The sequence below is a fragment of the Kitasatospora sp. NPDC088779 genome (assembly GCF_040685395.1).
Lineage (GTDB): Bacteria > Actinomycetota > Actinomycetes > Streptomycetales > Streptomycetaceae > Kitasatospora.
In genome coordinates this window covers 43,887-61,040 of record NZ_JBFBHW010000052.1, presented here as the reverse complement: position 1 = coordinate 61,040, position 17,154 = coordinate 43,887, and the positions used below count along the sequence as shown (strand labels likewise).

Genomic DNA, 17,154 nt, shown 5'->3' with positions numbered 1-17,154 from the left:
GCCGGGGGGCGGGCGGCCCCCGCCGGGGGGCGGGCGGCCCCCGCCGGGGGGCGGGCGGCCCCCGCCGGGGGGCGGGCGGCCCCCGCCGGGGGGCGGGCGGCCCCCGCCGGGGGGCGAGTAAAAGGGGGTCAGGTGATCTCCAGCTGCGCCATCATGCCCATCGCGGAGTGGTCCAGCAGGTGGCAGTGGTAGGGGTAGCGGCCGCGGTAGGAGTCGAAGAGGGCCTGGAGGCGCACGCTCTCCCCCGGCAGCAGGCGCACGGTGTCCTTCAGGCCGGACTCCGCCGGGCCGGGCGCGGCGCCGTTGCGCGCCAGCACCCGGAACTGCACCAGGTGCAGGTGGAAGTTGTGCGGGACGTCCTTGTTGGCGTTGACGACCGTCCAGATCTCCGAGGTGCCGAACGCCACCGAGGCGTCCACCCGCGCCGGGTCGTACACCTTGCCGTCGATCAGTCCGAGCGGGGCGGCGCCGGGCTTCTCCTGGTACTCCAGGACCACGGTGCGCTCGCGGGCCGCCGCGCCCAGGGCGGGCAGGGTGCGCAGCTGGGCGGGGACGCGGCTGGGGTCGTCGGCGGCGCGGGTGATGTCGAAGCGCAGGACCTGGCCGACGTGTTCGGCGGGGCCGGGGGGCATGGAGTTGGTGAGGACGATGCTGGAGCCGACCGGGTAGCGGGAGAAGTCGACGACGACGTCGGCGCGCTCCCCGGGGGAGAGGTCGACGGTGTCGGTGACGTGGGGGCGTTCCAGCAGGCCGCCGTCGGAGCCGATCTGGGTGAGGGGGCCGCCGTCGGCCAGGCGCAGGGAGAAGAAGCGCAGGTTGGAGGAGTTGAGCAGGCGCAGCCGGTACTTGCGGGCGGCGACCTCGACCTTGGGCCAGGGGCGGCCGTTGGCGAGGATGGTGGTGCGGTTGAGGGGGTCGTCCATGCGGTAGACGAGGCGGCCCTGGGGGTCGAAGCGGGCGTCGCGCAGGGCGATGGGCAGGTCGTAGCGGCCGGCGGGCAGCGGCAGGGCGGCTTCGGTGGCGTCGGTGATCAGGTAGGTGCCGGCCAGGCCCCGGTAGACGTGCTCGGACTCCAGGTGGTGGGCGTGGTCGTGGAACCACAGGCTCGCGTGGGGCTGGTCGTTGGGGTAGGTGTAGGTGCGGGTGGCGCCGGTGTCCAGGAGGTTCATGGGGCCGCCGTCGGAGGCGACGGGGACGCGGGCGCCGTGCAGGTGGACGGAGACGGGGTCGTCCAGCAGGTTGGTCTGGCGCACCACGACCGGGCGTCCGGAGCGGGCGCGGATGACGGGGCCGGGGAAGGCGCCGTTGTAGGTGAGGACGTCGGTGCGGTGCCCGGGCAGGATGCGGGCGTAGGCCTTGAGCATGGTGACGGCGTAGGTGTCGGCGGCGCCGTCGGTGGAGACGGGGGCGAGCACCGGGGGCAGGGGCATCGCGGCGGTGAACTTCGGTGCCAGGGTGGGGCCGGCGTCGGGGCCCGGGTCGGCCTCGGCGGCGGAGGCGGCGGGGCCCGGGTGGGTGTGGGCGGCCTCGGCGGCGGTCTCGACGGAGGCGGCCGGGCGCAGGGTGGTGCGCATGAGCAGGACCCCTCCCCCGGTCGCCAGGGCGGCGCCGATCATCCTGCGTCTGGTCACCATCGCGCGTCCTCCTGCTGCCGGCCCGGTGTGGCGGTGTGCCCGTGCGGCCCCGGCGGGTGGGGCGGGGGCGGGTTCCGGGGGTGATTGCAGCAGCGGATCCTTGCGCCGGGTTGGGGTCCGGCTGAGGCCCGGTGGACCGCGCGGGGCGGGGCGCGGGCGGGGCGCGCGGTGAGCTGCGGGTGTTGCGGGCCGCTTGCGGCGGGCGGTCACCGTGGCTCGCAGAACACTGGAGGATCCCTCGAAGGGAAGGGCCGGAGCGTGGACCTGCGGTACTGGCTGCCGAGGGCGGCCGAGGTCGCCGAGCAGTGGGGAGAGCGGTTCGGGCCGTACAGCCCGCATCCCTCGCACCAGGTGGACGACGCGGACTTCGCCGCCGCGTTCGAGCGCTTCGCCAAGCGCCTGGAGCACAACTACCCGTTCTTCCACCCCCGTTACGCCGGGCAGATGGTCAAGCCGCCGCACCCGGCCGCCGTCGTCGGCTACCTGACGGCGATGCGCTTCAACCCCAACAACCACGCCTACGAGGGCGGGCCCGCCACCAACGACATGGAACGCGAGTGCGTCGCCCAGCTCGCCGCCATGTTCGGCCTGCCCCGCCACGTCGGCCACCTCACCAGCAGCGGCACCATCGCCAACCTGGAAGCCCTGTACGTGGCCCGCCAGAGCCACCCCGGGCTCGGCGTCGCCTACAGCGCGCAGGCCCACTACACGCACAGCCGCATGTGCCACGTCCTGGGCATCGAAGGCCACGCGGTGGACAGCGACGCGGACGGGCGCATGGACGTCGACGCGCTGGCCGCCCTGCTCGCCACCGGCCGCGTCGGCACGGTGGTCGTCACCGCCGGCACCACCGGGCTCGGCGCCGTCGACCCGGTGCACGAGGTGCTGGCACTGGCCCGCCGCCACGGGGTGCGGGTGCACGTGGACGCCGCCTACGGCGGGTTCTTCGCCCTGCTGGCCACCGACGACACCCAGGCCGCCGCCCTCGGGCTGGACCCGGCGCCGTGGCGGGCCATCGCCGGCTGCGACTCCGTCACCGTCGACCCGCACAAGCACGGCCTCCAGCCCTACGGCTGCGGCGCGGTGCTGTTCGCCGACCCCGACATCGGCCGCCACTTCGCCCACGACTCCCCCTACACCTACTTCACCGACGCCGAACTGCACCTGGGCGAGATCAGCCTGGAATGCTCGCGCGCCGGCGCCGCGGCCGCCGCCCTGTGGCTGACCCTGCAACTGCTGCCGCTCACCCCCCAGGGCCTGGGCGCCGTCCTGGCCGGCGGGCGGCGCGCGGCCCTGGCCTGGGCGGATCTGATCGAGGACAGCCCGCACCTGACCCTCCACCAGCGCCCGCAACTGGACATCGTCACCTACCACCCCACCCCGGGTGGGGCGCCGATGTCCGCCGTCGACGCCGCCAGCCGGCACGTGCTGCGCCAGGGCATGGCCGACGAGCAGGACCCGCTCTACCTGAGCCTGCTGCGGGTGGACGCCGCCGACTTCACCCGCCGCCACCCGGCGGCCGCGGCGGACGCCGACGGGGCCTCGGTGCTGCGCAGCGTCCTGATCAAGCCCGAGGCCGAGGACCACCTGCCCGCCCTGCACGCGCGCCTGACCGCGCTCGCCACCGCCCGGCCCTGAGGCCCGCCGCCCCCGTACGAGCGCACCCCCCGTACGACCGCCCTGCCGCCCCGCCGCCCGCCGCCTGTCTGCCGAGGAGTGTCCGTTGACCACCGCCACCGTCCCGCCGGGCGCCGCCCTCGCGGCCCCCGCGGTCCGCCCCGCCCGACCCGAGGAGGCGCCCGCCCTCGCCCGGGTGCTCGCCGCCGCCTTCCACGACGACCCGCTCACCCGCTGGGCCTTCCCCGACGACGCCCACCGCGCCCGCATCCTGCCCGCCTTCTTCCGCGTCCACGTCGACCAGTGCCTGGCCCACGGCGGCGCCCTGACCGCCCAGCACCCCGACGACGCCGCCCCCGTCGGCGCGCTGCTCTTCCTGCCCCCCGGCGTGTGGGAGCACCCCGGGGGGCAGGACCAGGCGGCCGCCCGCGCCCTGGACGCGGCCGTCGACGCCGACGCCCACCCCGAATCCGCCCGCCGCCTGGCCGCCATCACCCGCCTCCAGGCCCGCCGCCACCCGCGCCACCGCCCCCACCACTACCTGGCGTTCGTCGGCGCCCACCCCGACGCCCGCCGCACCGGCACCGGCACCGCCCTCCTGCGCGCCTTCCTGGCCCGCGTCGACCACGACGGCCAGGCCGCCTACGCCGAGACCAGCTCCCCCGGCGGCGCCCGGGTCTGCGGCGCCGGCGGCTTCACCCGCTTCGGCGAGGCCATCGCCCTGCCCGCCGGCGGCCCCCGCCTGACCCCCGTGTGGCGGGGCCCCCGATGACCACCCACACCCTCGACATCGACACCGCGCTGCGCATCGACACCGCGCTGCGCGTCTACTCCGCCGAGCAGATCGACGCCGGCGCCGCCGACCACCACCCCGAGGCCGCCGAGATCCTCGCCTGGAGCCGGCGCTTCCTCACCACCGCCCACCCCGACCTCGGGCGCAGCGGCCCCGTCTGCCCCTACACCCAGCCCTCGCTGCGCCGCGGCCTGTTCCACATCGCCGTCGCCGACACCGGCGCGGGCGGCGACCTGCCCGCGCTGGTCGGCGAGCTGCGCGCCTGGTACGACCGGCTGCTGGCCGGCCTGACGGAGGAATCGGACCGGGAGCTGCTGACCGTGCTGCTGGTGCTGCCGGGCCTGGACCGGGCCGACTCCACCGCGCTGGACGAGGCGCAGCGCAAGGCCAAGGACGAGTTCGTCGAACAGGGCCTGATGATCGGCCAGTTCCACCCCGTCTGCGAGGAGGGGGGCCTGTGGAACCGCTCCTTCAGGCCGCTGCGCGCGCCCGTGCCGCTGCTGGCGGTGCGCAAGCTCCTCGTCTTCGACCTGCCCTTCCTCGTCGACGACGAGGCCCACCTGGCCCACTACCTGGCCCGCTTCGCCCCCCAGGTCCCCGCCCGCATCCGCGACCAGCTGGTCTCCGGCATGACGGAACACCGCAGGACCGCCCGCCTGACCGCCGCCTGAGCCGCGGCCCCCCTGCGCGCGGAGCCGGGTCGGCGCCCGGCTCCGCGCGCGCCCCCCGGGGAAAATCGCTGGCGGCGGTGGCGCCCGGCGTGAAGGCTCTCACCGTGGCGCTTCACGAGAACGAGGTCTTCGCGGACCAGGCGGTCGTCCGCTCCCTGCTCCGGGAGCAGCGGCCGCAATGGGCCGACCTGTCCGTCTCGCCGGCCGGCTCGGGCACGGACAACACGATGTACCGGCTCGGCGACGACCTGCTCGTGCGGCTGCCGCGCACGGCGCAGAGCGCGGACTCCGTGCGCAAGGAGTTGACCTGGCTGCCGCGGCTGGCACCGCACCTTCCGTGCCGCGTCCCGGAGCCGGTGCACGCCGGGGCCCCGAGCGCCGTGTTCCCGCTCGCCTGGTCGGTGTACCGCTGGATCGACGGCGAGGAGCCCGGCCCGGGGTCGGTCACCGACTGGCCCGCCTTCGGGGCCGACCTGGCGGCGGTCGTCAAGGGCCTGCACTGCGTCCCGCTCATGGGGGCCGTCCGCCGCGGCGCGCTCCACTGGTACCGCGGGGGCGACCTGCGCGACAGCGACGAGTCGATCACCGCATGCTTCGAGAAGTGCCGGACGATCCCGGGCCTGGACCTCGACATCGAGCACCTGCTGCACCTGTGGCGCAGCGCGCTCGACCTGCCCGGGCCGTCCGGGCGCCAGGTGTGGCTGCACGGCGACCTGAAACCCTCCAACCTGCTGGTCCGGCAGGGCGGGCTGCACGCGGTCATCGACTTCGGATGCCTGTCGGTCGGCTTTCCCGACGCCGAGCACGCCACGGTGTGGGACCTTCCGTCCCCGGCCCGCCAGGCGTACTGGGACGCCCTCGGCCTCGACGACGTGACGTGGCTGCGGGCCCGGGCGTGGGCGGTCGGCGTCGGGGTCGGCGGGCTGTCGTACTACTGGGGCACCTATCCCGGTTTCGTCGGCGAATGCCTGGCGCGGCTGTCCGCGATCCTGGAGGCCGCCGGCGCGCGGTGAGCCGTCCCGGCCGGTCGGGACGGGTTCACCGCGCGCGTCGGTCGCCGACTCGGGTGCGCCGGGACGGCGGCCCTCAGGTCGCGCGCTGTCCGTGGAGGAGGACGGGCAGCGCGCGGCCCGCCAACGCCTCGCTGACGCGGGCGGCCTGGGAGGGCGCCATGACGTCGGGGAGCCGGCGGACGGGGACGAAGCGGGCGCCGAACAGGCCGCTGCGGTGCTGCGGCGGGACGGTGAGGCGGACGTCGTCGCGCACGGTGCCGCCGTCGAAGACCAGGTTGAGGCGCTCCAGGTGGCGGTCGGCCGGGGTGAAGTCGACCGCGAGGACGTCGGCGAGACGCAGGTTGAGCCCGGTCTCGGCACGCAGGTTCCGGGCGGCGGCGAGGTGCGGGGGCTCGTTGGGCTGGGCGGCGCCGCCGGGCAGGATCAGGCCGTCCATGTAGTCCGGGTCGACGAGGAGGATGTCGCCGCGCGGGTTGCGGACGAGGACGAGGCAGCCGAGCCGGCACACCGGCGGCTTGGCGAGCAAGCGGGGGTCACGCATCGGGCGGTTCACCTTCTGAGGGCGGCGAGGAGCAGGAGGGAGAAGCCGGCCCACCAGAGCAGGCGGGCGAGGAGTTCAGTCGTCATGCGCCAGGCGCTCGTAGCGCAGCCCCTTGCGGAGCAGGTCGACGACCCGCAGGAGTTCGGACGGGCGGGCGCAGCCGAGGCTGATCAGGTAGCAGCCCGTCCTGCGGCCGTGCTCCCAGTCGACTTCGACGGACGGCAACGTGACGCCGCCCAGGGCGAGGACGGTGGTCAGGTCGTCGAGGACGTCGGCCGCCTGGCGCCGCTGGTCGGCGGTCGCGCGGGAGAGCATCGAGGACACGCTCACTCCCCCGGCCGCTTGTGGACCTCGAAGACGCGCCAGGCACCCCAGGCCTCGGAGAAGGAACCGAACCCGCTGAGCTCACCGTCCGGTTGGCGCAGCCAATCCCCGGTGAGCTCGTGCCGGACCCGGTAGAGGCGGGTCTCGGTGTCCCAGCGCACGCCGTAGCCGTGGAGGCGGGGGACTTGGGCATCAGCCATGGGAATAACCTTCCGCAATCAGTGTTTCACGTTCTGTGCACATGGTGGCCCCGCACCACCTAGCATCGGAAGCGATATACGACTTGCTGTCAGAGCAGCCGTGAGTTGGGGAAGTTCCATGAACAAGAAGAGCATCGACCCGACCTCGTCCCCGTGGGCCGCCTTCGGAGTTCAACTCCGCAGGTCACGCGAAGCAGTTGGGCTCACCCAGGTCCAGCTGGCGAAGAAGGTCGGGTGCACCGCATCGCACCTGTCCTACGTCGAACTTGCGCACCGGCCGCCGAGCCTGCAGCTGGCGGAGCTGGCCGACCAGGAGCTCAAGACCGGCGGCACGCTCGTACTGATGTACTGGCAGCTCAAGCACACGACGTTGTTGGAGGGCTTCCCGGAGTACGCCAACTACGAGGCCCGCGCGGAGCAGATCAAGCTCTTCGAGATCAACGTCATCCCTGGACTCCTACAGACTCCCGCGTACGCAACCGCGATTGAGTCGGGATATGTGAGGCAGGGCGCCGCACTCCCAGAACAGGCCGATGAACGTATCAACTTCCGGCTTGCCCGACAGCACATCCTGGAACGGACTCCACCTCCGGTCCTGCACGCGGTGCTGGACGAGAGCTGCCTGAGGCGACTCGTCGGCGGCCGGGACGTCATGATCGAGCAACTGCTCCACCTTGAACAGTTGGCTGATCGGCCCAACGTGGTCATTCAGGTGGCGCCGTACTCTCTGGGCGAGAACCGGCCGTTCACTCGCGTGGTGCAACTCCTTACCATGCCGAACCGCAAAATTCTCAGCTACGGCGAGATCGAGCAACGCGGTTACATCGAACGGGATATCCAGTCAGTTTCGGCGCTGGCCAGGAGCTACGATCGCCTTGTGGTCGAGGCCCTGAACCAGGCCGACTCACTTTCGATGATCCGCGTGGTACGGAGGGATCTGGAATGGACGTCAATCTGACTGACGCTCGCTGGCGAAAGAGTTCGTACAGCGGCGGCAATGGAGGAACCTGCGTGGAGGTCGCTGACGGATTTACCGGCGTGATGCCGGTCCGCGACTCCAAAGACCCTTTCGGCCCGGCCCTCCTCTTCCCCTCCCCCGCCTGGCAGGCCTTCGTCACCGCCGTCCGCACCGGCGAATTCGACGCCCGGTAGCAGCAACTCCCGGGCCCCGCCGCCCCGACCCAGGGCGGCGGGGCATCTCAGGGTGGGACGATGGCACTGACCAGACGCCTGCTGCGCCACGGCCAGTTCACCTCCCGCGAGGAACCGACCGAACGCATCGACGACTTCGTCCTGGACTACGACGAACACGCCGCCAAGCCCGACCGCGGGACCTACGACGGCTCCCCGCTCAAAGCCGCATGAACCCCCGAAGGATCAACGCGGCGCTGCACTAGCATGCGTGGGTGAACCTTTCGCATCTCGGCGTGCCGATCGGGCCGATGATCCGCGTCCACGGTGGGTTCGCCAACCGGATGTACCGGCTCGACACCGACCAAGGGTCGTTCGCGGTCAAGGAGTTGAACCTCGCCGACCGCCGCTGGGCCTATCGCGCCGAGGACGTGTTCAGGTTTGAGCGGGCGGCCTTCGCCGCCGGCATCCCGATGCCGGAGCCGATCTCGGCCGGCCACCACACGCTCGTTCACCGATGGGTCGAGGGAGAGAAGGTGCCGGAAGCGCCGGTGTCGGCGGCGTACGCGTTCGAGATCGGCGGGATCCTCGCGCGCGTCCACGCGCTCGACGTCGCGTGGACCCACGCGTCGGTCGAGGAACCGACGTCACGGGACTGGCCCGAACTCGCCGCGCGGGCGGCGGCGACCGGACAGCCCTGGGCCGACGAACTCGCCTCTCACGTCGAGACGTTCCTCGCGATCGCCCACTTCGTCGACACCTGCGAACGGCCGGGCCCCGTCGTGCTGACCCACAGGGACATCCAACCGTGGAACCTGCTCGCCCGGGAGGGCCGGCCGGTGGTGCTCGACTGGGAGCTCTCGGGAACGCTCGACCTGTCCGGCGAGCTCGGCTCGACCGCGCTCAGCCTCGCGAAGGGACCGGGCTTCGACCACATCGAGCCCGCCGTCTTCCGCTCGGTCCTCGACGGCTATGTCGCGGGGGGCGGCACGCTGCCGCCGCCAGGTCCGAGCTGGTTCGTGTTCATGATCGGCGGCTGGCTGGGGCACACGAGGTGGAACATCCTGCGGTGCCTCGCCGGTGTCGAGGCGAGCACCGGTCCTGACCTCGCGCTCTCCCACGAGTCCGCGCGCAACGGCGTGCGCGGCCTCCCCGACCTGTTCGGCCGGCTTCCGGAGCTCGAAGCGCTGCTCGTGTGGCAGTGACCCGCGCCTGTGCTCGGCATGCGGTGTGAGGCGCGCTCCCGACTCCGCCCGGGGCCGTTGCCGGTGACCTGCACCGACGCGGACGTGCCGACACCCGTCTCCGGGCCCGGGGAGGCGGCGGGGAGGCTGCCGGGGGGCATCTGGCCGAGGGAGTCGTCGACGTCCCGCCCGGTCAGCCGGCGGCGGCCAGGAGCGGCTCGGGGGCGGCAGCGGCGGGCTGGGGCCGGGGGCGGGTGAGGCACTCGTCGGTGAAGGCGAGGGCGCGCAGGTGGTAGGGGCGGGCGGCGTGGCCCAGGGAGAGGTTGTGGCCGGCGCGGTGGGCGGTGACGAGGTGGGCCAGGCCCGGGGGGAAGGCGGCGGTGAGGGCGGTGCGGTGGGAGGGCTCCAGGCGCCACCAGGCCTCGTGGTCGGCGAGGGTGAGGCGCACGGGCACGCGTACGCGGGCGGCCAGGGCGCTGTAGCGGGCGGGCCAGGTGGCCAGTTCGCGGGATTCGAGGGCGGGGACGGGGGTGAGCAGGGTGCGGGCGGCGTGGAAGGTGCCGGGCGGGTAGAGGTTGAGGGGGCCCCAGTTGAGGCGGCCGCCGCCGGCGAGGTCGTCGGGCCGCTCCCACGCGCCGGGGGCGTAGTGCTGGGCGAGGCCGGAGATGTCGGCGCCGAGCAGGGGCAGGTGGGGGTCGGCGGGCCAGTGGGCGGCGAGGTGGAGGGCGATCTTGCCGCCGAAGGAGTGGGCGAGGAGTTGGACGCCGGCGCCGACGGGGTGGGCGCGGGCGTAGTCGGTGAGGGCGGCGTGCAGGGTGGCGGCCTGGTCGGCGATGAGCTGGCCGTCGGGCAGGCGGTGGGCGGAGGCGCCGTGGCCGGGGCGGTCCAGGGCCAGGACGGTGTAGCCGAGGTCGGCGGCCAGGGTGAGCAGGCTGGTGTCGGGGTGGGCGGGGCCGGCGAAGTAGGCGGCGCGCATGCCGCGGCCGTGGATGGCGAGGAGGACGGCTTTGGGGGCGCGGTCCTGGGGTTCGGCGACGAGGGCGGAGACGGGGATGCCGCCGGCGTCCAGGACGAGGGAGCGGGTGGCGAGCCGGGGGTTGGGCCGCGGGTTCGGGCGGGGGTTCATAGGGCGGCTCCGGCGCGGACGGCTCCGGCGCGGGCGGTGGTGGCGGCCCTGTCAGCGGCTCCGGCGCGGGCGGTGTCGAGGTCGGTGAGCCAGCCGGTGAGGTCGCTCTGGCGCATCAGGGTGGTGCCGATGAGCAGTCCGGCGTAGCCGGCGTCCAGGAGGCGGGCGGCGTCGGCGGGTTCGGTGATGGCGGAGGCGGAGACGGGGGCGCGGGTGCCGGTGGCGTGCAGGGCGGGCAGCAGGCGCAGGCTGCGTCCGAGGTCGCCGCGGTCGCGTTCGCGGGTGCGGATGTCCTTGTTGTTGACGGCGATGACGCAGTGTTCGGGCTGGGGCAGGTGGGCGAGTTCGTGTTCGCCGGTGATCTCGACGAACGGGGTCAGGCCCAGGGCGAGGGCGGTGGTGACCAGGCGGTGCAGGGAGGTGGCGGGCAGCAGGGCGGCGGTGAGCAGGACGGCGGAGGCGCCGAGGGCGGTGGCGGCCTCCAGTTGGGCGGGGCGGGTGAGGAAGTCCTTCTGGAGGACGGGCAGGTCGGTGGCGGCGGTGACCTCGCGCAGCAGGCGGGGGGTGCCGCCGAACCAGCGGCCGGTGACCACGGACAGGCAGGGCGCGCCGGCCTGTTCGTAGCGGGTGACGAGGTCGGTGACGGTGCGCGGGCCCAGCAGGTCGGTGCCGTGCGGGTCGCGGAGTTTGACCTCCATGATCAGGGGGCGGCTCGCGGCCAGCAGGGCGTCGAGGAACCGCGGGGCGCTCATACGTAGGCCTCCTTGGGGCGGGGGTGCCAGGCGTGGGCGAGGGCGGTGACGGCTTCGTGGGTGAAGTCGCCGGCCCGGTTGCGGGCGGCGGTGTCGATGTCGGCGCCGGCGTACAGGGGGTGGTCGGTGACGGTGCGGTAGGTGTCGCGGTTGGCGGCGTTCAGGCCGCCGGCGAGGAGGAAGGGGATGGTGAGGCGGGGCAGCAGGGTGTGGACGTCGGCGGGGGCCAGGGGGTGGCCGGTGGAGCCGACGCGGCCGTCGTCGGTGACGGTGTCCAGCAGGAACAGGTCGCAGCCGGCGCGTTCGAAGGCGCCGATGAAGGGGCGTTCCAGGCAGCGGCCGCGGGAGAGGTGGAGGACTTTGACGAGGACGGCGTAGGGCAGGCGGTGGCGCAGTTCGGTGACGAGGGCGGGGCTCTGGTAGGCGTGGAGCTGGATCCAGCGGATGCCGGTGGCGCGGGCGAGGCGGGCGAGTTGGTCGGCGTCGTCGAGGAAGGTGACCAGGACGGGTTCCAGGCCCAGGCGGATGGCGGTGGCGGCGAGGTGGGCCAGGTGCTGTTCGGAGAGTTCGGCGGGGCCGCCGGGCACGCCGTGCCACAGGCCCACCAGGGTGGGGCCGGATTCGGCGAGGAGGGTGAGGTCGGCGCGGGTGCGGGCCCCGCACACCTTGAGGTGGCGGGGCCGCGCGGGCGGCAGCGGGCGGGGCGGGGCGGGGGCGGTCATTTGCCGAGTCCGAGCATGGCGGCGATGCGGTTGTACTGGATCTCGTTGCTGCCGGAGTAGATGGTGCCGGCGACGGCGTTGCGCACGTCCTTCTCCAGCCCGTACTCGGACATGTAGCCGTTGCCGCCGAAGACCTGGACGGCGGCCAGCGAGGTGGCGAGGTTGGATTCGCTGGTGAGGAGTTTGGCGATCGCCATGTCGACGGTGACGTTCTCGCCGGCCTCCAGGCGCTGGGCCGTGTCGTAGAGCCACTTGCGGGCGGTCTCCAGGCGGATCTTGGTGTCGACGATCTTGTTGGCGACCGACTGGTAGGAGCCGATGGGCTTGCCGAAGGACATGCGGGTCTTGGCGTAGTCGAGGCAGCGGGCCAGGCGGTGCTGCATCTCGCCGGTGTTGACGATGAAGGAGTAGAGGATCTCGCGTTTCATGACGTGGTCCAGGACGAGGAAGCCGCCGCCGACGCGGCCCAGGACCCGGGAGGCGGGCACCTTGACGTCGTCGAGGTAGACCTCGGACAGCGGCGAGGTGCGCAGGCCCATCTTCTTGATGGGGTTTCCGGTGCTGATGCCGGGCATGTCGCGGTCCAGGAGGAACGCGGTGACGCCGAGCGCCCCGCCCTGGGGGTGGGTGCGGGCGTAGACGACGATGACGTCGGCGACGGGGCCGTTGCTGACGAAGGTCTTGGCGCCGTTGAGGACGAAGTGGTCGCCGTCGCGGATCGCGCGGGTGCGCATCTGCATGGCGTCCGAGCCGCCCTCGGACTCGGTGATGGCGTGGGCGCCGATGGCCTCGCCGGAGGCGATGCGCGGCAGGTAGGCCTCTTTGAGGGCGGGTGAGCCGAAGGCCTGGAGGGGGACGCCGGTGGAGGCGAGGGAGGTGGTGACGGAGAAGTTGAGGCCGCCGTCGCGGCAGGTCTGCCCCAGGCCCTCCAGGACGTACATGGTGGTGAGCAGGGACTGGCCCAGCCCGCCGTAGCGTTCCTCGAAGGGCAGGGACAGGATGCCGGTCTTCTGGACGAGGCGCCACTTGTCGTGGGAGAAGGCGGCCTGTTCGTCGCCTTCGATGTGGCCGGCGCTCAGGTCGTCGCCGAAGCGGGCCAGGCCCTCGCGCAGGGCGTGCTGGTCGGCGTTCCAGCGGATCATGGACGTGCCGCCTTCCTCCCGGGCCCGCGTGCGGGGCCCGGGGTGGCAGGCCGGCGCGCGGGGCGCCGGCGCGTGACTCGAAGGGGAGGGTCTTCGCCTAGTAGGCGGAGGAGGAGGAGGCGTCGAGCTGGTGGACCTCGTCGCCGCGCAGGGCCGGGGAGAAGACGCAGACCAGGCGCAGGTCCTCGTGGGGGCTGGCGACCAGGTAGTGGGCGTCGTGCTGGTCGAGGGCGTAGAGGCGGCCGGGGGTGATGGGGTGGGAGGTGCCGTCCATGGCGATGACCTCGCCGGAGCCGGCGATGCAGTAGCACGCCTCCAGGTGGTTGCGGTACTCCAGGCGGGACTTGGTACCGGCGTTGACGATGGTGTCGGTGAGGGTGTAGCCGAGGTTGTCGCCGGCCACCAGGAAGCGGCGGGACAGGCCGTTGCCCCACTCGACGGTCTGGACGTCGTCAATGTCGCGGATCAGCATGCTGGTTCTGCCTTTCGTGTCAGCGGGCGGGGGTGGTGGTGCCGGGGGTGGTGCGCGTGGCGGTGGTGCTCGTGCCGGTGGTGCTGGTGCTGGTGGTGCGTCCGGCCGTGGCGGGCTGGGGTGGCCCGGGCGGGCGGAGGTCGTGGAGGAGGGCGCGCAGCGCCTGTGCGGCGTCGCGGCCCTCGGTGAGGGCGGTCTCGATGCGGGCGACGGCGGCGGAGCCGACGATCGCGGCGTCGGCTCCGGCGGCGGCGACCGCGTCCAGGTCGGCGGCGCTTTTGACGCCGAAGCCGATGGCGACCGGGGTGGCGGGGGCGGCGGCGCGCAGGGCGGCGACGGTGGCGGCCAGGGTGTGGTGGCCTTGCGCGGGGGTGGTGCCGGAGCGGCCGTAGTGGGCGACGAGGTAGACGTAGGCGCCGTGGGCGTCGCGGGCGGCGGCGGTGAGGACCTCGGGGGTGGAGGTGGGGTAGCAGGTGGCGACCTGCGGCAGGGACGCCTCGCGCAGGGCCTGGCGCCAGGCGGGGCGCAGGCGGGGCGGCAGGGCGTGGACGAGCAGGGCGTCGGCGCCGGCCCGGGCGATGGCGCGGGCGCAGGTGGCGGGGTCGGCGGCACGCAGGCTGTGGCTCCAGTCGGCGAGCAGCGCGATCTTCAGGTTCTTCAACTGGGGCCGCAGGGTGGCGAGTTCGTCCAGGACGGTGTCCAGGGTGGTGCCGGCGGCCAGGGCCCGGTCGGCGGAGCGGCGGATGACGGGGCCGTCGGTGGGCGAGTTGGGGAAGGGGACGGCGAGTTCGAGGACGTCGACGCCTTCCTCGTCCAGGACGAGGGCCAGGTCGGTCAGGCGGGCGGGCGGGTCTCCGGCGTTGAGGAACAGGGCCAGGTGCGGGCGGCCGTCGGCGCGGGCGGCGAAGAACGTGGTGTCAGGCATGGGCGGGGGCCTTGTGGTCGGTGCGCAGGCGGGTGGCCAGGGCGCGGGGGGCGCCGTCGGCCAGGGCGTCCAGGGCGGCGGTGTGGGCGGTGTGCCAGTGGGTGTGGCGGCCCGAGGCGAGGGCGAGGGCGGCGGCGTTGAGGGCGATGGTGTGGGTGGCGGTGGGGCCGGCGCGGCCGGCGAGGGCTTGCAGGAAGTGGCCGGTGAGGTCCTCGGGGTGGGGGGCGAGGTCGGCCAGGGTGCCGTCGGCGGGGGCGATGGAGCCGGCGGGCAGGTGGATGGTGGTGTCGGGGGTGTGCAGGGTGTTGTCGGCGAAGGGCAGGAGTTCGTCGGCGCCGGCGGTGTTGGTGGCCAGCCACACGGCGCGTCCGGGGGTGCGGGGGGCGAGGTGGCGCAGGGCGGGCAGGTCGGTGGCGGCGCTGGCGCCGGTGAGCTGGGCGGTGACGGGCACGGTGGCGAGCAGCGGGCCGAGGGTGTTGAGGAGGCGGCCGAAGGGTTTGAGGGTGAGTGGGAACAGGAGGCGGGCCAGGCGGGTGAGGGCGGGTGGGTAGACGTGGGGGCCGGCGAAGGCGATGCCGTGGCGGGCGAGGTGGTCGGCGGTGGCGGTGTGGGAGGAGGTGAGGGTGATGCCCAGGCGTTCCAGCAGGTCGATGGAGCCGGCGCTGCTGGTGTAGGCGCGGGAGCCGGTCTTGACGACGGGCACGCCCATGGCGGCGGCGGTCAGGGCGGCGGCGGTGGAGAGGTTGAAGGTGGCCGGGCCGCCGCCGGTGCCGACGATGTTGACGCTGGCGGGGTGGGCGGGGCCGGGGTGGGGGCTGCGTTCGGTCAGGGAGGTGGTGAAGGCGGCGAGGGTGTCGGGGGCGGGCAGGCGGGTGGTGAGGGCGGCCAGCAGGGCCGCGGCCTGGGCCCGGTCGCTGTCGCGGGCCGGGCCCGGGGTGCGCTGCTCCAGCTGGTCCCACCACGAGCGCCAGGTGTCCAGGTCGACGTCGTGCCCGGCGAGCAGGGCGGTGAGGGCCGGGTGCACGGGTCAGCCGCCTGCCACGGCGCTGGCCGGGACGGCGCGGCGCTGGGTGATGAAGGCGTCGATGGCGGTGACGGAGCGGAAGTTGTTGGGGTCGAGGTCGGTGTCGTCGACGGGCAGGGCGAAGTGGTCCTCGACCCAGGCGATGAGCTTGAGGACGCCCAGGCTGTCGATGACGCCGTCGGAGAGCAGGTCGTGGTCGTCGGCGAGTTGCTCGGGGGTGACGTCGGGCAGGAACTCCTCGATGAGGAACCGCTTGATCTGGGCGATGTTGCTCATGGCTCGCAACTCCCTTGGGTGTATTGGGGTTTGGTGGGTGTGGTGGTGTGGTCAGGCGGTGGGCAGGACGGCCTTGCGGTCGACCTTGCCGGTGGCGGTCTTGGGCAGCGGGGCGTCGTGGATGGCCAGGCGTTCGGGCACGGCGGCGCGCGGCAGGTTGCGGGCCAGGTGCTCGCGCAGGGTGAGGCTGTTGAGGGCGGAGCCGGCGGCGCGCTGGACGGCGGCGTGCAGGCGTTTGCCGGTCAGCGGGTCCGGGGCGGCGGCGACGGCGGCCTCGCGGACCTCGGGGTGGGCGAGCAGGACGCGTTCGACCTCGGCGGTGTTGACGGCGACGCCGCGGACCTTGACCTGGAAGTCGGCGCGTCCGGTCAGGTGCAGGCGGCCGTGTTCGTCGCGGACGGCCAGGTCCCCGGTGCGGAACCAGCGCCGTCCGGGCCCGGCGCCCTCGGGCTGGGTGGTGAAGCGGCCGGCGTCGCGGGAGCGGTCCAGGTAGCCGGCGGCCTGGAAGGGTGTGGAGACGTACAGTTCGCCGCGGCCGGGGCCGGTGACGGGGGTGCCGTCGGGGGCGGCGAGCAGGGTGCGCACCCCGGGCAGGGGGGTGCCGATGGGCACCGGCAGGGCGGCGGTGGCGTCCAGGCGGTCCAGGCGGTGCAGGAAGCTGTCGTTGGTCTCGGTGCAGCCGTAGATGTTGTAGAGCGCGGCGCCGGGCAGCAGGGCGGGCAGTGCGGCCAGGGTGCGGGCGTCGATGGCGTCGCCGGTGAACGCGGCGTGCTCGACGCTGTCCAGCACCGCCGGGCCTGCCGTCTGGGCGGCGGCCTGGGCGAGGAGGGCGTAGGCGAGGGGGACGGCCTGGAGGACGTGCGGGCGGTGGCGGGTGAGCTGGGCGAGCAGGTGGCGGGCGTTGAGCGCGTGGGCGGGGTCGATGAGCAGGACGGTGCCGCCGGCGGCGAGGGTGGCCCACACGTCCAGCAGGCACAGGTCGAAGTTGAGGGGGGCGTAGTTGGCGACGACGCGGCCGGGCCCGAGGTCGAAGGTGTCGTGGGCCCAGGCGGTGAAGCGGTCGACGGCGGCCTGCGCGAGGGGGACGATCTTGGGCAGGTCGGTGGAGCCGGAGGTGGTGAGCAGGAAGGAGGTGCCGGCGGCGAGGGTGGGCACGGGGGCGGGGCGGGCCAGGGCGGGCAGGGCGGGGGTGTCCTGGCCGAGGGGGGCGAGCAGGTGGCGGGCGCCGGCCTGGGCGAACAGGGCCGCGAGCAGGGCGGGGGCCAGCTGCGGGGAGGGCAGCAGGAAGGGGCGGCGCTCGATCAGGCAGGCCAGGACGAGGGCGATCTGCTCGGGGGACTTGGCGGCGGGCAGGCCCACCGGTTCGCCGGGGGCGAGGTCCAGCGTGTGCAGGCGCAGCCGTTCGCGTTCGGCGGTTTCGGCGAGTTCGCGGTAGGTGACGGCGCGTTCGTGCCACAGGAGGGCGACGGCGTCGGGCCGGGTGCGGGCGTGGGCGGTGAACGCGTCGGGCAGCGACAGCGGCGGCGGGGCCTGCACGGCGGGCGCGGCGGGCGCGGCGGGCGCGGTGGGTTCGGCGGGTGTGGTGGGTTCGGCGGGTGTGGTCATCG

At 74.1% G+C, this 17,154-nt stretch carries 21 protein-coding genes; 8 read left to right on the top strand and 13 right to left on the bottom strand.

The features are described 5' to 3' along the window. Positions 1 to 128: 128 nt before the first annotated feature. On the bottom strand, positions 129 to 1,634 hold the full coding sequence (locus AB0P03_RS33540; protein ID WP_363632350.1) for a multicopper oxidase domain-containing protein: 1,506 nt from the start codon (positions 1,632 to 1,634) through the stop codon (positions 129 to 131). A gap of 258 nt (positions 1,635 to 1,892) precedes the next feature. Between AB0P03_RS33540 and AB0P03_RS33535 the strand changes: the two genes are divergently transcribed. From AB0P03_RS33535 to AB0P03_RS33520, 4 genes are all read left to right on the top strand, one after another. Further along, the gene (locus AB0P03_RS33535) at positions 1,893 to 3,272 is read left to right on the top strand and encodes an aminotransferase class I/II-fold pyridoxal phosphate-dependent enzyme (RefSeq protein ID WP_363632349.1); all 1,380 of its coding nucleotides are present in this window, start codon (positions 1,893 to 1,895) and stop codon (positions 3,270 to 3,272) included. Between the two features lie 85 nt (positions 3,273 to 3,357). After that, complete coding sequence (locus AB0P03_RS33530) at positions 3,358 to 4,023, top strand: GNAT family N-acetyltransferase (protein ID WP_363632347.1); 666 nt, start codon at positions 3,358 to 3,360, stop codon at positions 4,021 to 4,023. Next, positions 4,020 to 4,715, top strand: a complete 696-nt coding sequence (locus AB0P03_RS33525) for a DUF6875 domain-containing protein (protein ID WP_363632346.1) — start codon at positions 4,020 to 4,022, stop codon at positions 4,713 to 4,715. Before AB0P03_RS33530 ends, AB0P03_RS33525 begins: the two co-directional genes overlap by 4 nt. A 104-nt stretch (positions 4,716 to 4,819) precedes the next feature. Beyond that, positions 4,820 to 5,728 (top strand): aminoglycoside phosphotransferase family protein, encoded by a 909-nt coding sequence (locus tag AB0P03_RS33520; protein WP_363623888.1) that lies wholly within the window; start codon positions 4,820 to 4,822, stop codon positions 5,726 to 5,728. A gap of 73 nt (positions 5,729 to 5,801) precedes the next feature. Here the strand turns inward: AB0P03_RS33520 and AB0P03_RS33515 are convergent, their stop codons facing one another. From AB0P03_RS33515 to AB0P03_RS33505, 3 genes are all read right to left on the bottom strand, one after another. Next, complete coding sequence (locus tag AB0P03_RS33515) at positions 5,802 to 6,269, bottom strand: NUDIX domain-containing protein (RefSeq protein WP_363632344.1); 468 nt, start codon at positions 6,267 to 6,269, stop codon at positions 5,802 to 5,804. Between the two features lie 75 nt (positions 6,270 to 6,344). Further along, complete coding sequence (locus AB0P03_RS33510; protein WP_363632342.1) at positions 6,345 to 6,593, bottom strand: hypothetical protein; 249 nt, start codon at positions 6,591 to 6,593, stop codon at positions 6,345 to 6,347. Positions 6,594 to 6,595: 2 nt separating this feature from the next. Further along, positions 6,596 to 6,793: a hypothetical protein gene (locus tag AB0P03_RS33505; RefSeq protein ID WP_363588153.1), complete on the bottom strand. Its 198-nt coding sequence runs from the start codon at positions 6,791 to 6,793 to the stop codon at positions 6,596 to 6,598. A 118-nt stretch (positions 6,794 to 6,911) separates the two neighbouring features. On the opposite strand from AB0P03_RS33505, the gene AB0P03_RS33500 reads away from it, so the two are divergent. The 4 genes from AB0P03_RS33500 to AB0P03_RS33485 are packed head-to-tail and all read left to right on the top strand — an operon-like array spanning position 6,912 to position 9,129. After that, positions 6,912 to 7,751: a helix-turn-helix transcriptional regulator gene (locus AB0P03_RS33500; RefSeq protein ID WP_363588151.1), complete on the top strand. Its 840-nt coding sequence runs from the start codon at positions 6,912 to 6,914 to the stop codon at positions 7,749 to 7,751. Further along, a complete protein-coding gene (locus tag AB0P03_RS33495; RefSeq protein WP_363588149.1) occupies positions 7,736 to 7,945 on the top strand; it encodes a DUF397 domain-containing protein in 210 nt (69 codons plus the stop codon). Before AB0P03_RS33500 ends, AB0P03_RS33495 begins: the two co-directional genes overlap by 16 nt. Before the next feature lie 60 nt (positions 7,946 to 8,005). Then, on the top strand, positions 8,006 to 8,158 hold the full coding sequence (locus AB0P03_RS33490; RefSeq protein WP_363632341.1) for a hypothetical protein: 153 nt from the start codon (positions 8,006 to 8,008) through the stop codon (positions 8,156 to 8,158). A gap of 41 nt (positions 8,159 to 8,199) precedes the next feature. Then, positions 8,200 to 9,129, top strand: coding sequence for a phosphotransferase (locus AB0P03_RS33485; RefSeq protein ID WP_363632339.1), 930 nt, complete (start codon positions 8,200 to 8,202; stop codon positions 9,127 to 9,129). A 172-nt stretch (positions 9,130 to 9,301) separates the two neighbouring features. Here AB0P03_RS33485 and AB0P03_RS33480 read toward each other — a convergent pair whose 3' ends face one another. The 9 genes from AB0P03_RS33480 to AB0P03_RS33440 form a co-directional block, all read right to left on the bottom strand. Continuing rightward, positions 9,302 to 10,234: an alpha/beta fold hydrolase gene (locus tag AB0P03_RS33480; RefSeq protein ID WP_363632337.1), complete on the bottom strand. Its 933-nt coding sequence runs from the start codon at positions 10,232 to 10,234 to the stop codon at positions 9,302 to 9,304. Continuing rightward, positions 10,231 to 10,986 (bottom strand): indole-3-glycerol-phosphate synthase, encoded by a 756-nt coding sequence (locus AB0P03_RS33475; RefSeq protein ID WP_363632335.1) that lies wholly within the window; start codon positions 10,984 to 10,986, stop codon positions 10,231 to 10,233. Before AB0P03_RS33475 ends, AB0P03_RS33480 begins: the two co-directional genes overlap by 4 nt. Continuing rightward, positions 10,983 to 11,708, bottom strand: a complete 726-nt coding sequence (locus AB0P03_RS33470; protein ID WP_363588139.1) for an N-(5'-phosphoribosyl)anthranilate isomerase — start codon at positions 11,706 to 11,708, stop codon at positions 10,983 to 10,985. Before AB0P03_RS33470 ends, AB0P03_RS33475 begins: the two co-directional genes overlap by 4 nt. Further along, complete coding sequence (locus AB0P03_RS33465; RefSeq protein WP_063352981.1) at positions 11,705 to 12,850, bottom strand: acyl-CoA dehydrogenase family protein; 1,146 nt, start codon at positions 12,848 to 12,850, stop codon at positions 11,705 to 11,707. The genes AB0P03_RS33470 and AB0P03_RS33465 overlap by 4 nt, the downstream gene beginning before the upstream one ends. Positions 12,851 to 12,947: 97 nt before the next feature. Beyond that, positions 12,948 to 13,322 carry an ectoine synthase gene (locus AB0P03_RS33460; RefSeq protein ID WP_363588135.1) on the bottom strand — a complete coding sequence of 125 codons (375 nt, stop codon included), beginning with the start codon at positions 13,320 to 13,322 and terminating at the stop codon, positions 12,948 to 12,950. Between the two features lie 19 nt (positions 13,323 to 13,341). Beyond that, on the bottom strand, positions 13,342 to 14,247 hold the full coding sequence (gene trpA, locus AB0P03_RS33455; protein WP_363632334.1) for a tryptophan synthase subunit alpha: 906 nt from the start codon (positions 14,245 to 14,247) through the stop codon (positions 13,342 to 13,344). Then, positions 14,240 to 15,271, bottom strand: coding sequence for a hypothetical protein (locus tag AB0P03_RS33450; RefSeq protein WP_363632333.1), 1,032 nt, complete (start codon positions 15,269 to 15,271; stop codon positions 14,240 to 14,242). The genes trpA and AB0P03_RS33450 overlap by 8 nt, the downstream gene beginning before the upstream one ends. Before the next feature lie 3 nt (positions 15,272 to 15,274). Then, positions 15,275 to 15,547 carry a phosphopantetheine-binding protein gene (locus AB0P03_RS33445; RefSeq protein WP_063352985.1) on the bottom strand — a complete coding sequence of 91 codons (273 nt, stop codon included), beginning with the start codon at positions 15,545 to 15,547 and terminating at the stop codon, positions 15,275 to 15,277. A gap of 51 nt (positions 15,548 to 15,598) precedes the next feature. Further along, a complete protein-coding gene (locus AB0P03_RS33440; RefSeq protein ID WP_363632331.1) occupies positions 15,599 to 17,152 on the bottom strand; it encodes an AMP-binding protein in 1,554 nt (517 codons plus the stop codon). Between the last annotated feature and the right edge of the window lie 2 nt (positions 17,153 to 17,154).

Bases quoted from the DNA above. Each gene is read 5' to 3' on its own strand.
- AB0P03_RS33475 (WP_363632335.1), bottom strand. From the start codon at position 10,986: ATGAGCGCCCCGCGGTTCCTCGACGCCCTGCTGGCCGCGAGCCGCCCC.
- AB0P03_RS33495 (WP_363588149.1), top strand. From the start codon at position 7,736: ATGGACGTCAATCTGACTGACGCTCGCTGGCGAAAGAGTTCGTACAGC.
- AB0P03_RS33460 (WP_363588135.1), bottom strand. From the start codon at position 13,322: ATGCTGATCCGCGACATTGACGACGTCCAGACCGTCGAGTGGGGCAAC.
- AB0P03_RS33505 (WP_363588153.1), bottom strand. From the start codon at position 6,793: ATGGCTGATGCCCAAGTCCCCCGCCTCCACGGCTACGGCGTGCGCTGG.
- AB0P03_RS33500 (WP_363588151.1), top strand. From the start codon at position 6,912: ATGAACAAGAAGAGCATCGACCCGACCTCGTCCCCGTGGGCCGCCTTC.
- AB0P03_RS33540 (WP_363632350.1), bottom strand. From the start codon at position 1,634: ATGGTGACCAGACGCAGGATGATCGGCGCCGCCCTGGCGACCGGGGGA.
- AB0P03_RS33440 (WP_363632331.1), bottom strand. From the start codon at position 17,152: ATGACCACACCCGCCGAACCCACCACACCCGCCGAACCCACCGCGCCC.
- AB0P03_RS33515 (WP_363632344.1), bottom strand. From the start codon at position 6,269: ATGCGTGACCCCCGCTTGCTCGCCAAGCCGCCGGTGTGCCGGCTCGGC.
- AB0P03_RS33470 (WP_363588139.1), bottom strand. From the start codon at position 11,708: ATGACCGCCCCCGCCCCGCCCCGCCCGCTGCCGCCCGCGCGGCCCCGC.
- trpA (WP_363632334.1), bottom strand. From the start codon at position 14,247: ATGCCTGACACCACGTTCTTCGCCGCCCGCGCCGACGGCCGCCCGCAC.
- AB0P03_RS33490 (WP_363632341.1), top strand. From the start codon at position 8,006: ATGGCACTGACCAGACGCCTGCTGCGCCACGGCCAGTTCACCTCCCGC.
- AB0P03_RS33480 (WP_363632337.1), bottom strand. From the start codon at position 10,234: ATGAACCCCCGCCCGAACCCGCGGCCCAACCCCCGGCTCGCCACCCGC.
- AB0P03_RS33445 (WP_063352985.1), bottom strand. From the start codon at position 15,547: ATGAGCAACATCGCCCAGATCAAGCGGTTCCTCATCGAGGAGTTCCTG.
- AB0P03_RS33465 (WP_063352981.1), bottom strand. From the start codon at position 12,850: ATGATCCGCTGGAACGCCGACCAGCACGCCCTGCGCGAGGGCCTGGCC.
- AB0P03_RS33525 (WP_363632346.1), top strand. From the start codon at position 4,020: ATGACCACCCACACCCTCGACATCGACACCGCGCTGCGCATCGACACC.